At 38.1% G+C, this 13,645-nt stretch carries 14 protein-coding genes; 8 read left to right on the forward strand and 6 right to left on the reverse strand.

All coding sequences use genetic code 11. The features are described 5' to 3' along the window. Positions 1-99 precede the first annotated feature (99 nt). From RK01_RS11570 to rsxC, 3 genes are read right to left on the reverse strand one after another with little or no spacing between them, the layout of a single operon-like run. On the reverse strand, positions 100-675 hold the full coding sequence (locus tag RK01_RS11570) for a hypothetical protein (protein WP_016173460.1): 576 nt from the start codon (positions 673-675) through the stop codon (positions 100-102). A gap of 12 nt (positions 676-687) precedes the next feature. Next, complete coding sequence (locus RK01_RS11575; protein WP_016173461.1) at positions 688-1,686, reverse strand: RnfABCDGE type electron transport complex subunit D; 999 nt, start codon at positions 1,684-1,686, stop codon at positions 688-690. After that, positions 1,676-3,001, reverse strand: coding sequence for an electron transport complex subunit RsxC (rsxC, locus tag RK01_RS11580; RefSeq protein ID WP_016173462.1), 1,326 nt, complete (start codon positions 2,999-3,001; stop codon positions 1,676-1,678). Before rsxC ends, RK01_RS11575 begins: the two co-directional genes overlap by 11 nt. A gap of 359 nt (positions 3,002-3,360) precedes the next feature. Between rsxC and RK01_RS11585 the strand changes: the two genes are divergently transcribed. Further along, positions 3,361-4,785: an aldehyde dehydrogenase family protein gene (locus tag RK01_RS11585; protein WP_051113730.1), complete on the forward strand. Its 1,425-nt coding sequence runs from the start codon at positions 3,361-3,363 to the stop codon at positions 4,783-4,785. A 74-nt stretch (positions 4,786-4,859) separates the two neighbouring features. Here the strand turns inward: RK01_RS11585 and RK01_RS11590 are convergent, their stop codons facing one another. Together RK01_RS11590 and RK01_RS11595 are read right to left on the reverse strand one after the other, a co-directional pair. Next, the gene (locus tag RK01_RS11590; RefSeq protein ID WP_016173464.1) at positions 4,860-5,765 is read right to left on the reverse strand and encodes a diacylglycerol/lipid kinase family protein; all 906 of its coding nucleotides are present in this window, start codon (positions 5,763-5,765) and stop codon (positions 4,860-4,862) included. Positions 5,766-5,835: 70 nt separating this feature from the next. Beyond that, the gene (locus RK01_RS11595; RefSeq protein ID WP_016173465.1) at positions 5,836-6,021 is read right to left on the reverse strand and encodes a hypothetical protein; all 186 of its coding nucleotides are present in this window, start codon (positions 6,019-6,021) and stop codon (positions 5,836-5,838) included. A 212-nt stretch (positions 6,022-6,233) separates the two neighbouring features. Between RK01_RS11595 and RK01_RS11600 the strand changes: the two genes are divergently transcribed. The 5 genes from RK01_RS11600 (at position 6,234) to RK01_RS11620 (ending at position 9,430) form a co-directional block, all read left to right on the forward strand. Beyond that, complete coding sequence (locus RK01_RS11600) at positions 6,234-6,701, forward strand: TspO/MBR family protein (protein WP_016173466.1); 468 nt, start codon at positions 6,234-6,236, stop codon at positions 6,699-6,701. Positions 6,702-6,912: 211 nt separating this feature from the next. Beyond that, complete coding sequence (locus RK01_RS11605; RefSeq protein WP_016173467.1) at positions 6,913-7,230, forward strand: rhodanese-like domain-containing protein; 318 nt, start codon at positions 6,913-6,915, stop codon at positions 7,228-7,230. Then, positions 7,227-8,894 carry an FAD-dependent oxidoreductase gene (locus tag RK01_RS11610; RefSeq protein ID WP_016173468.1) on the forward strand — a complete coding sequence of 556 codons (1,668 nt, stop codon included), beginning with the start codon at positions 7,227-7,229 and terminating at the stop codon, positions 8,892-8,894. Before RK01_RS11605 ends, RK01_RS11610 begins: the two co-directional genes overlap by 4 nt. Continuing rightward, positions 8,872-9,177 carry a rhodanese-like domain-containing protein gene (locus RK01_RS11615; RefSeq protein WP_016173469.1) on the forward strand — a complete coding sequence of 102 codons (306 nt, stop codon included), beginning with the start codon at positions 8,872-8,874 and terminating at the stop codon, positions 9,175-9,177. The genes RK01_RS11610 and RK01_RS11615 overlap by 23 nt, the downstream gene beginning before the upstream one ends. Further along, positions 9,167-9,430 carry a metal-sensitive transcriptional regulator gene (locus RK01_RS11620; RefSeq protein WP_016173470.1) on the forward strand — a complete coding sequence of 88 codons (264 nt, stop codon included), beginning with the start codon at positions 9,167-9,169 and terminating at the stop codon, positions 9,428-9,430. Before RK01_RS11615 ends, RK01_RS11620 begins: the two co-directional genes overlap by 11 nt. A 95-nt stretch (positions 9,431-9,525) precedes the next feature. On the opposite strand, the gene RK01_RS11625 is transcribed toward RK01_RS11620, so the two are convergent. Then, a complete protein-coding gene (locus tag RK01_RS11625) occupies positions 9,526-10,548 on the reverse strand; it encodes an LLM class flavin-dependent oxidoreductase (protein WP_016173471.1) in 1,023 nt (340 codons plus the stop codon). Positions 10,549-11,074: 526 nt separating this feature from the next. Between RK01_RS11625 and RK01_RS11630 the strand changes: the two genes are divergently transcribed. Further along, positions 11,075-11,830 (forward strand): V-type ATP synthase subunit I domain-containing protein, encoded by a 756-nt coding sequence (locus RK01_RS11630; protein WP_016173472.1) that lies wholly within the window; start codon positions 11,075-11,077, stop codon positions 11,828-11,830. Positions 11,831-11,853: 23 nt separating this feature from the next. Further along, positions 11,854-13,608 (forward strand): glucosaminidase domain-containing protein, encoded by a 1,755-nt coding sequence (locus tag RK01_RS11635; protein ID WP_016173473.1) that lies wholly within the window; start codon positions 11,854-11,856, stop codon positions 13,606-13,608. Positions 13,609-13,645: the final 37 nt, after the last annotated feature.

The following is a 13,645-nucleotide window of genomic DNA, read 5'->3' on the forward strand; positions in this document are numbered from 1 at the left end:
AAGAAATTTGAAGAGCAATTTATCAAAATCCCATCTTATTGCTTGAGAGTTAATCACGTTCATTTCGCTTTTCTTAGTTTGCTGCTACCAAAAATCGGTTTAAAATAACTCGTCAAAGAAAACACCTTTGAAAAAGGATAAGCTCAAAAATATTAGCATTAAGACAGTCAATTGGATTGGCAAGCCTTGTAAAAGACGCGGAATAGGGGCTATTTTTAACCGTTCTAAAATACCAGCAGAAAACAAACTGACGACAAAAAGGAAAAGCAAGCTCAAAAGATAGGTGTACCAAAATTCAGCTTTACTGTCTCTGAGAAGTCCAGGTACAAGGGCTAAATTCAGTAATATTGGTAATAGTAGCAAACAAGATTGTAAGGCAGGCTCTAATCTTTTTTTCACTAAGAGAAGTGTCACGCCTGATATTACAAAACTCATCAATCCTACTAAAAAGGGGCGCATTACTACTTCGTTGCCACCGATGGTTCCAAAAATTTGATCAAATCCCCAAAATAAAGCTGTACCACCTAAAGCGGCGCCGGTAATCAGAAAAGTTAACTGGACTTGGTTTAAAAAAGGTGTCTTCTTTTTTTGCCCAATTTTTACTGGCATGTGCTGGGTAATGTTTTGCAAGACTAAAATAGTGAAAAAACATACTAAACGCATGGTTAAATTCATCTGTTTTTCCTCCTATCTTCTGAATTTCAAATCAAGCGGCATTGTCTTTTTTTCACCTAAAACGCGCCGACGTAAGATGCGATCAATGAAAGGCGTAGCACAATTCATGGTTAAAATGGCATAACTGACCCCTTCTTGAGTGGGACCCCAGAAACGGAAAATGATAATTAGACACCCAATGATAAAGGCATAGAGGTATTCCCCAACTTTGGTTGAAGGGCTTGAAGCATAGTCAGTCGCCATGAAAACGGCACCCAATAATAATCCACCACTTAATAAATGTCCGACTACAGTTTGCCATGGTGCAAAAGTTCCATCACCAGCAAAAAGCCAAGCACCAATTCCTACTGTTGCAAGAATGACTAAGGGAATATGCAGGCTAATGATTTTTTTGCGCCATAAAACGATAAAGGCTATTAAAATTAAAAAACTGCTTGTTTCCCCAATACGCCCGCCAGTAAAGCCAATAAACGTTTGCCACAATTCAGTATTACTTAATGTGGCTGATTTCATCTGAGCCAATGGTGTAGCTTTAGTGACAGCATCAGGTGTAATACTGTTAAAAGGGGGAGCTGGCCAACTAATTTTAAACATTTCTTGGAAAAATAAACCGACTAACAATGCTCGTCCTCCTAATGCCGGATTTAAAAAGTTGTAGCCTAGTCCACCAAAAAATTCTTTTACGACAATAATGGCAAAAATTGCACCAATGACAGGAAAATACCACGGAGCAGAAGGCGGTAAGTTCATTGTCATTAACACAGCAGTGACAATTGCACTTAAATCCCACGTTAGTTCTTTTTTTGAGCATTTAAACCAAACGATTTCGGCTAATTGAGCAGTTGTAATCGCAATGAAGAATAAAAGATAAACCCGCCAACCAAAAAAGTAGCCTGAAACTAAAATAATAGGAAAAAGAGTAATTAAGACCCATTTCATAATCCCGCGAGTATTAGTATCACCGAGTAGATGGGGAGAGTCGGCGGTTTTTAATGTCCTCCTATTTAGCATCTTCTAACGCCTCCTTTTCTTTTTGAATGGCGGCGCTTGCTTTGGTGATGTTGGCAGCCAAATGACGTCTGGCCGGACAGACATACGTACAACAGCCACAGTTAATACAAGCTGTTGCCAGTAGCTGGTCACAAGTAAATAAATCATTGCTGCGATAGGCCAGATCAATATTTTGTGGTTCTAAGCGCACCGGACAAACTTCAACACAGCGATTGCAACGAATACAAGGTGATTCATTTGTCTTTTCGTCGTGTTCTTCATTAAAAACGATAATGGCATTACTCCCTTTGGTTAAGGGTAATTCCAAATTGGTGATAGCTTTTCCCATCATGGGCCCCCCATGAATAATCCGTGAAGGACGCCCTTTATACCCCCCACAAAATGCAATTAAATCTTTGACTTGCGTCCCTAAAGGAAAACAAATAACTTGCGGCTGCTGCACGTCTCCGGTAACTGTCACGTAGCGGTGTGTCAAAGACTTCCGTTCATCCACGCTTTCTGCAATTGCAAAAGCTGTCGCTACATTAATTGTAAAAGCTCCCGTTTCCACTGAACGCCCATCCAGTGGCGATTCAGCGGCAACTAAAGTTTCTAAAAGCTGGCCTTCGCCCCCTTGGGGATATTTCACTGGTAAAGGAACAATCCGACAATTTTTAACTTTGCGCGCAGCTTTTTCCATCGCTGCAATGGCTTGAGGTTTATCTCTTTCAATCCCAACTAAAATTTCTTTTGCTTCTAAAATATCTCGGGCAATTTCACCACCGCGCAAAATTTTGCTGCTTTCTTTTTGCATTAAGAAATCATCTGAGGCAATAAAAGGCTCACATTCGGCGCCATTTAGAATAATCGTTTGAACATCAATATGATCGGCGGGATTCAATTTAACATGGGTTGGAAAAGTGGCACCGCCCAATCCGACAATTCCAGCAGCTCGGACAGCTTTTTCAGGAGAATAGCGCACATCAATCAAACTTTCAGTGTTACTATTTTTCGACTCGCCTTTGATAACAGCGGCAGTTTGGGTGTTGCCTTCTAGTGCTGGAACTTCGCAAACATCTACTAGAGTTCCAGTAATCGAAGAATGGACATGCCCACTAATATCAGCGCTGCTTTTAGCGATGACTTCTCCTTTTTTGACGGTATCTCCTATGGCTACCACCAATTCATTGGCAGCGCCGATATGCTGATCAAAAGGAATTACAACCAAAGCGGGCTCGAATGTCACAACTTCTTCTTGCTGAATTTTGAACAAGTCTTTTAAGTGATTACTACTAGCATCAAAAAAGAAACCACCGGAAAATCGTTTTATTTTCATTTCTTGTTCCTCCTTTGAAAACGCTCTATATTTTTATCGTAACATAAGGAAAAAAATCACAAAAGAAATATGAGAAATCCGGCAAGACAATTCTTCTTGTAGCGGCGCTTAATAAAATCTTAATAGTTTAGAAAAATTCCTTTGGTTTCTGTTAGGACGTGGTTTCTCTAAAGGTCTGTAATACTCAAAAAGAAAACGGATACATATCATTTGAAGTCTACTTTGTTTCTTCTTTATACTGAGATTAAGCGGCATAAGGAAATTTCAAAATTTTTTTGTGCCAAATTTTTAGATAAACCCAAAAAATAGGAGGAGATTCGGTGAAGAAACCTGCAGAACTGCTAGACGAAAAGTATTTGATGTATATCAATGGTGAGTGGACAAATGGGGTTAAAGGAAAAACACTAACCTCCAAAAATCCAAGTGATGGTGCTACATTAGCAACTTTTATCAGTGCTGAAGAAGAAGATGTGGATCAGGCAGTAGAAGCGGCAAGTGCAGCATTTCCTGCGTGGAGCAAGACTGGAGTTGAAGAGCGCAGTCAAATTCTTTTAGACATTGCCGATGTTTTAGAAGAAAATGCCGAAAAATTGGCATGGATTGAAACATATGATAATGGCAAGCCGCTACGGGAAACTAAAAATGCAGATATTCCTTTGGTAATCGATCATTTTCGTTACTTTGCAGCATTAGTGCGTTCAGAAGAAGGTACCATTAAAGAGTTAGATGAACACACTTTGACAATGGTGTTAAAAGAACCAATCGGTGTAGTTGGTCAAATTGTACCGTGGAATTTTCCTTTGCTGATGGCAGCGTGGAAAATAGCTCCCGCATTAGCAGCGGGTAACACCATCGTGATTCATCCTTCTTCATCCACTCCCCTTAGTTTATTAGAGGCAACGAAATTAATCGGCCCATTATTACCAAAGGGGGTCTTAAATGTGGTAACCGGAAAAGGTTCTGAGTCTGGTGATTATATGTTAAGCCATCCGGGTTTTGCCAAAATTGCCTTTACGGGTTCAACTGAAGTGGGTTATAAAGTAGCCGAAGGTGCAGCAAAAAATCTCATTCCAGCGACATTAGAGTTAGGTGGAAAATCCGCTCACATTATTTTCAGTGATGCCGACCAAAAACGGGCACTGGAATATGCCAAAGATGGTATTTTAACCAATCAAGGACAAGTTTGTTCAGCAGGAAGTCGCTTATTAGTACAAGCTGATATTTACGACGATTTTGTTGAAAAATTAGCTGAAAGTTTTAAAGCAGTAAAAGTCGGTCTCCCTTGGGAAGAAGATACGGTCATGGGCGCTCAAATTAATGAAGGACAAGTTGAAACCATTTTGGACTATATTAAAATTGGTAAAGATGAAGGTGCGAAAGTTATTGTGGGTGGCGAACGCTATACAGATGGCCCACTATCAGAAGGCGCTTTTGTCAAACCAACTATTTTGGCTGAGGTTAGCAATGATATGCGCGTTGCCCAAGAAGAAATTTTTGGTCCGGTTATTGTAGTAATTAAATTTGAAGATGAAAAAGAGGCGATTGAAATCGCCAATGATTCAGATTACGGTTTAGCCGGCGGTGTCTTCACGGAAAATATTAATAAAGCATTCCGGGTTGCTCGCGCTGTTCGTACAGGGACCATGTGGATCAATACTTATGGCGATTTACCGGCAGGAACACCATTTGGAGGTTACAAAAAATCTGGTATCGGACGGGAAACTTATAAAACGATTCTAGATGCTTATTCCCAAACAAAAAATATTTACATGCATATCGAATAACTTAGGCGGTATTTGTAAAAAACACGGCTTGCGCTTCTCTCATAGAAAAGCGTAAGCCGTGTTTTTGCGTCTAATTAATCAGGATTAGATTCCACCGTAGTTTTGGCATATATAGGCAAAAAGCCATCTAAAAATTCTACAGTTAAAGGTAGAGCTGGTCCTTTATCACCATCAATCCGACTGTAAATTTTCTTTTGTTCCAAAGACTCTAACCTAATTTTTTTAGGTTTTAAATAGGTAAGTGTATGGGCTTTTTTTTGACGCAAATTCCCAGTTAAAACAAAAAAGAGTAATTGAAATAATTTCCGTAAGCGCATGTTATGCAAGATACTGACGTGAAAGGCATGGGGGCTTGAAGGGACGTAATCAATACCTCCTACCAAATGTGTCGTTGTCAATAGGAAAATCCAAACTTTCATTTTTTCGTTGAAATCTTCTGTCTGAATATGCACCTTATAAGAGGCTTTTTGACTAATTTGTTTAAGACCTTTTAACGGATAAATCAATAAGCCGAATTTTCGTTTCTCGCTTTGACGGACTTGATTGGAAATATCTGCCAAAGAACCAAAAGTCAAAGAACTGACAATTGCTTTTTGTCTGTCTTGGCAGGCGCCAATGCCGACGTTTATCTTCTGTTGATCTAATATCAAAGCCATTGCAGCATCTAAATCCTGGGGAATTTCCCATCGTTTGGCAAAGTTATTAATGGTTCCTCCAGGAATGATTCCTAAAGGGAGTGTTTGTTTTGCTTGTAAAAAGGCAGTCGCCACTAGATTTAACGTCCCGTCCCCTCCAATTGAAATCAGGCCATCGTAATCTGTTAAAGAAGTACGAATTTTTTCAACCGCTTTTTTAGGATTGGGAGCTGTAAGTGGTTCAGAAGTATGACCGGCTTTCTTTAATTTAGCTGCAACTTTTTGAGCCGTGTCTTCGTTATCACCACGTCCGGCAGTGGGATTATAAAAAATGGCATAATGCATTGTGATCACCTCGTAATAAGGGTAACACTTTTAGTATCTAGGAACGAACAAAAGCGTTTGGCAATTTTAGTTAGTCTTTGTCCTTATCAGAATCATTGATAATTACATCGCAGCGCTTTGCTACTGCTAACTCATTAGTATCAAGACATTCTACGATCGCCACATTTTGATATTCTTTTACTAGGATAACTTCGTGCACACCTTCTAAACCGATTATTTTAGCTTGGCAAGTTGGGGTAGTATTTGTTTTTGTCATTTCGCAACAATCCTTTATTTTTTAGGTAGAATAGCCTATTTGGGTAAAATAATCGAATATTTCGCCTTATAAAACTCAAAATTTAAAATTATTTAGCGAGATATTGAGCAGATTTGTTTTTTGTCGCATTTAAGAAGCGTATGCTGGGTTAAGAAGGTAAAAAATGAAATAACGGACTAGCTGTCTTTAAAATAGAGGAGATGAGATAAAATATGAAGAAAATGGGCCAATGGTTATTGTGTGTGCTTGGTGTTGAAGCAGTGGGAATTTTGTCGGGAGTTTTTGCAAGGGATATTGCAGCTACTTATGCAAATTTGAATACGCCGCCTTTTTCACCCCCAGGAAATATTATTGGCATTATATGGACTGTTTTATATGGATTAATTGGAACGGCCTTGTATTTTATTTTAAATGCATCGAGTAGCAAGAAAGTAAAAAATCAAGCGTTATTCTTATTTGGTTTACAACTTCTTTTGAATTTTATTTGGAGCATTGTTTTCTTTGGCGGTGAGAATTTTTGGTTAGGCGTAGTAATTGTTTTACTACTATTGGCCACAGTTTTTAGTTGTCTGATCCGTTTTTATTCTATTCAAAAACTGGCAACATTTCTGTTTACTCCTTATTTTATCTGGTGCATATATGCTGCCTACTTAGCCATTGGTTTGGCAATCAAAAATTAAAGAGCACCTAGACAAAGGCTACTGAGAAAATAAAACTCGGTAGTCTTTTTAGTTAAGGATAAATCAGTATTCTAATATACCCTATGTAGGTATTAACATAAAGATAATGGAAAATAGAAATATTTTTTAGAAAAAAATGATGCTTCGTGTTTGACAATGGTGGCTTTCTATTGTTCAATAATACCTATCGGGGTATATAAGGAGTGGCATTATGTTTTCATTTTTTTCAAAGACAAAAAGTATTACAACGACAGAACTGGCAGATAAATTGACTAGTTCTATCACATTATTAGATGTACGCACACCAGAGGAATACCGGAAGGGGCATATTTCAAGTGCGCAAAATATTCCTTTAAACAAGATTTCAGGTTATCGTGGAAAAAAAGATACTGAAATTTATGTCATTTGTCAGTCTGGGATGCGCAGTAAACAAGCAGCAAAACAGTTAAGAGATCAAGGCTACGATGTGGTGAATGTCAAAGGTGGCATGAGTCAGTGGTCCGGCAAAGTAAGAGGAGGAAAAGCATGAAAGTCATTATCGTAGGCGGAGTAGCAGGAGGAATGTCAGCAGCTACGCGATTACGCCGCTTAGATGAAAAAGCAGAAATTGTTATTTTGGAAAAAGGACCATTTGTCTCCTTTGCCAACTGTGGTTTACCTTATTATGTTTCGGGTGAAATTGCAGATAAAGAAACATTATTGGTCCAAACACCGGAAAGTTTACACCGGCGCTTCAATTTGGATGTGCGCCCTTTTAATGAAGTTATAGAAATTGAGGCCTCAAAAAAAGTTGTGACGATACAAAACCAAACTGAAACGTATCAAGAAAGCTATGACTTCCTTATTTTATCGCCGGGGGCAAAACCATTTGTTCCACCAATTAGTGGTATTGAGGAAGCGAAAAATACTTTTACGCTACGGAATGTACCCGACTTAGATAAAATTATGCAGGCACTTACACCGAACGTCAAAAAGGCAACTGTCATTGGGGCAGGTTTTATCGGTTTGGAAATGGCAGAGAATTTGAAAAAAACAGGTTTAGACGTCACGATTATTGAAAAGGCTCCTCATGTTTTACCGCCATTAGATGAAGAAATGGCCAGTTTTGTGCAAAAAGAGCTGATTGATAACGGGGTTAACGTCATTACTGGACAATCAGCAGTAGCCTTTAAACAAGCTGGCAGAGAAATTGTATTAGAAGATGGTACTCAACTGGAAACAGATATCACGATTTTATCTGTTGGTGTGCAACCAGAAACAGCGCTTGCCCAAAAAGCCGGTATTGAATTGGGGTTAAGAGGTGGTATTGTCGTAGATGAAAAATATGAAACCAATCTTGCTGGAATTTTTGCCGTAGGAGATGCAATTGTCACCAAACAACAAATTTCCAATGAAGATGCCTTGATTTCCTTAGCTTCACCGGCGAACCGTCAAGGGCGGCAGGTTGCCGATGTAATTTATGGCTTGCCACGTAAAAATCTCGGCAGTATCGGAACGGCAATTGTACGTGTCTTTCATTTAAGTGCGGCAGCTACGGGACTAAATGAAAAAGCTGTGCAACAAGCGGGCTTACCTTATGCTGTTGTCCATGTGAGTGGTAAAGATCATGCCGGCTACTATCCGGGTGCTACAGAATTAACCTTAAAATTAATTTTTAATCCCACGACAGGAACGATTTATGGCGCGCAAGGCATAGGAGCAAAAGGTGTTGATAAACGCATTGATGTCTTAGCTACTGCCATTAAAGGGGAACAGACAATTTTTGACTTACCGGAATTAGAATTCACCTATGCCCCACCTTTTGGTTCGGCTAAAGATCCAGTGAATATGCTGGGCTATAGCGCCTTAAACATTGCAGAAGATTTTAGCCAAAATATTCAATGGTACGAGCTTTCTGATGAAATAAAAAAAGGTAAAGTGCTATTAGATGTACGCAATGAAGCTGAATTAATAAATAACGGTCAATTTTTACAATCTGTTCATATACCGTTAGATACATTGCGGAACAATTTAGCGCAGTTAGACAAAGAAAAAGAATACATTGTCACGTGCCACAGTGGGTTACGTAGTTATATCGCAGAACGAATTTTGAAGCAAAATGGCTTTGACGTAGTGAATTTAGACGGGGCATTTGCATTGTATCAGATGGTAAGACCAGAGGAGATTAAACATGGAAAAAACAATATCAAATAATGATTTTAATGAACTATTGCAAAAAGAAAATTTAGTCGTAATTGATGTGCGTGAAGCAGATGAATTTGCTGCAGGACATATTCCGAATGCAAAAAACTTGCCATTAAGCCAATTAGAAAATCGCTTTTTTGAATTAGCTAAAGATACTCACTATTACGTTATCTGTCATTCAGGCCGTCGTTCTGAAATTGCGTGTCAATTTTTAACTGCTCAAGGTTATCAGGTGACCAATGTTTTAGGTGGAATGATGGATTGGAAAGGAGCAGTTGTTGATGGCCGCTAGCTGTGATAAGAATATTTTAAATCGTTTAAAACGTACGGAAGGACAAATTCGAGGCATTCAAAAGATGATTGAAGAGGAAAAAGAGTGTGTCGATGTCATTACCCAATTAAGTGCGGTTCGCGCAAGTATTGATCGAGTAATGGGAATTATCGTAGCGGAGAATTTGAAAAATTGCTTGGAAAATCCCACCGAAGATGCAACAGTCCAACAAGAAAAAATTCAACAAGCCATTCGAATGATTATTAAAAAATAGCAAAAAGCGCCGAAATACAAGTAGAGAGATAAAACTTTTTCTACTTGATTTTCGACGCTTTTTTGTGCATTCAACTAGCAACTAAGGCTGGTAACTTAACGCCAGCTCAATTCTGGTGCTACATCTTTCATAATTGTTTCTAAAATGTGCATATTATATTCGACACCCAAAGTATTTGGAATAGTGATTAAAACCGTATCAGCTTCTTTAATTGCTTCATCTTCTGCCAGTTCTTTCACTAATTTATCTGGTTCCCCAGCAAAAGTACGTCCAAAAATTGTTGGATTACGGTGATAAGCTAAGTAACCCACAGAATCTTGTTGCGGTTCACCATCTTGTCCGAATAATTGGCGGTCCAAGTCGGTTGTAATCGGTTGAATCGAACGTGTTACTAATGTACGTGGTTCAAAGTTATGTCCGGCTTCTTTCCAAGCTTGTTTGTATGCTCGTAATTGATTGGCTTGCTGCACATGAAAAGGTTCGTTACTTTCATAATTCACCAAAGTAGAAGATTGCAAATTCATTCCATGTTTTGCTGCCCAAATCGCAGTTTCTTTGGAACCGGCCCCCCACCAGATGCGTTGACGTAATCCTTCTGCATAAGGTTCAAGACGTAATTTTCCTGGTGCTTGCGGGAACATTGGTTGTGGATTTGGTTCAGCAAAATATTTACCTTCTAATAAATCCAAAAATTCCAATGTCCGTTCCCGTGTGATTTCTTTAATTTCTTCTTCCGTGTAGTCATAACCAAAATAACGCCAACCATCTAAAACTTGTTCAGGTGAACCACGACCCACGCCTAATTGCACACGACCTTGTGTAATAACATCCGTTAAGCTAGCATTTTCAGCCATCATATACGGATTTTCATAGCGCATATCGATTAAACCTGTCCCAACTTCGATCTTGCTTGTTTTCGCACCAATCGCAGATAAAAGTGGAAATGGGGAACCGATTTGAGGGGCAAAATGATGAACGCGGAAATATGCACCGTCCACGCCGATTTTTTCAGCTTCAACTGCTAATTCAATTGATTGCAAATAAGCATCGCTAGCAGTCTTAACCAATGACCCACGATCCATCCAATGACCAAAACTCAAAAAACCAATTTTTTTCATGCTGGAAAACCTCCTTTTTTATTTATCAGCTCATCCTCTGATAATTACCACGATTTTACTACGATTCTTTTTAAAAGACGAATAATTGTGCCGCAGGAAGCTTTCAGTTGATTATGTATCACATTTCCATTTTTTTATTTAAAAAAATGAGGTTTTTGAAGGCGTAATTACTATTTATGATAAAAAAAGCGTTTTTAACAATCATTTTTTTTAACTCACAATAAAAATTTGATTGTGAAAATAAAAACAATATTAGCTGTTTTTATTTCAAAAAAAGCACAAATGTTGAAAAAACGGGAATGTTGTATTTAAACATTCTCAATTTTTTTGTAATTCTATTGAATTTTTGAGAAAACTAGGTAAGTTTTTTTCAATTTTATTAAATAACGATAATATTTTTGAGAAAAAAAGTGAATAAGATTTTTATATACTAGGACTGTAACAGAGTACTGATGAGTGAAATTAGTTTAGGTCGCTAACTTTACTCCAGAAATTGACGGAATAAAAATAGAGAGGGGAAAAAGAGATGTTTGGTAAAAAAAAGAAAGATGACTTATTAGCAGAATTAGAAGAACTCGGTTTTCATGATGATAGCGATGAAGATGTCAAAGAATTAGAAGCAAAAAATAGTTCACTGACACAAGAGATTGCGTCATTGAAGGAAAAAAATACAGGGTTAGAGAAAGAAAAACAAGAGCTGACTACTAAGGTACAAGAGTTACAAGCAACCGTTGAAAAAATGGAAAATGAATTGGCTTCTGTTGCTGCAATTCCTGCTGATTATGACGGACGGGTAGCAGAAAGTGAGCAACTGAATCAAAAAATAGAAACCTTAAAAGCTGAAAATAAACAATTGACAGCCAATTTGGAATTTGCCAGTAATCGTGCGATGGAGTTAACGCAGCGTCTTGAAAAACAAACGCCAGAAGACAAGGACGATGATGAAATTAGCCTACCCAGTGATGCCTATAGTGAATTAGAAGAAAAATACCAACAGGTAAAAGCAGAGCTTACAGCATTGAAGTCAAGTCAAGAACGTGACGAATTGGAATTGACGAAAAATGAGCTGGCAGATGTCTTATTAGCCGCAAAATCGAAAGCCAAAGAAATTGTGCGCAAAGCTGAATTTGATGCGCATGATCTTAAAATGAAATCAGAAGAAGAATTAGAGGAATTAAAACAAGGATGTTTACGTTATCAAAATTATATTGAAAAAATGCGCGATGAGTCGATATCTTTGTTAGATCAACTACTACAACAATCCCATCGAGCTACAAAATGATCAAAAGTGAGGGGGGAAAATCCATGAAAAAAATCGTACCGCTATTAACAGGAGCGTTTGTGATTGCTTCATCTACTACAACTTTTTTATCCACACCAGTCAATGCAAAAAATCTGGATGAAAAAGAAAATGAAATAAAAGAAACAAACGAAAGCGATAAGCAGGAGATTCCTCTCTTAGATAGTCACGATAAAGAGGAACCTGATGAGCAAGAAGAAATAGAAGTAGAAAAAAACGTAGAATCAGAAGAACTGGCAGAAAAAGATTCTGATTCTTCAACAGAAATAGCTGAAACAACGGATGCCACTGATGAACAGACAGCATCAACAGAAGAAAGTAAAGAAGGTGCTACTCCAACTGACAGTAAAGAAGATACCACACCAACTTCTGAAAATGTTGAAGCAGAAAAAGAAATCGTTACAGTAGATGCAGCAAATTCTAACCCAACATCAAGTTCAGTTGGGAAAAACCAATCCGACAAAATCAATACAAGTTCGAGTCAGAAAAAGACTACTACAGCACCTAAAAAGAAAAACAAAACTGCTAAAACAAAAGTCCATAAAAGCACACCATTTGCGCCCGGTAAAAGTCAAAGTTCTAAAAGAACGACAACAAATGGGGATACTACAAGTAGTGTAACCATGGGTGAAAATAGTTATACTTTCTCACCCAATTTCACCACACAGCGGTTTATTAAAACTATTGGTGAAGATGCCAGAAATTTGGGCCAAAAGCATGGATTATACGCATCTGTGATGATAGCCCAGGCTATTTTAGAAAGTGCGTCAGGAAACAGTTCACTGGCAAGCCCGCCCAATTACAATTTATTTGGAATTAAAGGTAGTTATAAAGGCACTAGCGTAAATTTTGCCACCCAAGAAGATGATGGTAGCGGCAATCACTATACCATTCGGGCTAACTTCAGAAAATATCCTTCATATAAACAATCATTGGAAGATTATGTTCAATTAATTCGCGGAGGACTTCCTTATAATCACAACTTTTATAGTGGGGTTTGGAAAAGCAATACGAAATCTTATCAAGATGCGACCCGCTTTTTAATGGGAAGATATGCCACGGATACCAGCTATGCAGCAAAATTAAATGGTTTAATTCGGACTTATAATTTGACGGCTTATGATATTCCGGCAGTAAAAGTTGAAAATTTGACTAATCCCATCTTGGATAAAAAAACAGAAAATTCAAAAAACAACGAGCGCGATATTGTAAAAAATATTACGGTAGCAACAGAAAAATCAGTCCAACCAAATAGAAAAGTGAATAAAAAACAAGCGACCGTAGCGCACACAGTTAAAGCCGGAGAATCATTGGTTTCCATTTGCCGATTATATCAAGTCCCTCTTCATCAAATCGTTTCACAAAATGGTTTAAATAGCTATCTATTAGCGGTTGGACAAGTATTAGAAGTTGGGAAAACAATTCGTTTAAAAGAAGAAGAAAAGTTAAGCTATAGCGTGAAATATTTTGAAAGAGACCTTGAGCATTTTAGTAAGCCAGCAGGAAACGAGCTGTTTTTGAGATTGAACACACCCTTTTTCAAAAATTATTCCGTCAAGGCCTACAGACAACGCCCTGCTGGTTTTTATAGTGTTCAACGCGGCGATACATTAGCAAAAATAGCGAAACGCTTTAAAATATCGGTGCAATCTTTACGACGATGGAATAATTTAGAGGGCTATCTGATATATGAAGGACAACAACTACGACTAACGCCGTGGTTAGATGAATTCTTGCCCCAAGTTTTCACCACGATTTAGTGGTTGAAAATAAGCTCATTGCTTTTCTCCAATGGGC

This window comes from Enterococcus dispar ATCC 51266, assembly GCF_000406945.1.
GTDB classification, from domain to species: Bacteria; Bacillota; Bacilli; order Lactobacillales; family Enterococcaceae; genus Enterococcus_C; species Enterococcus_C dispar.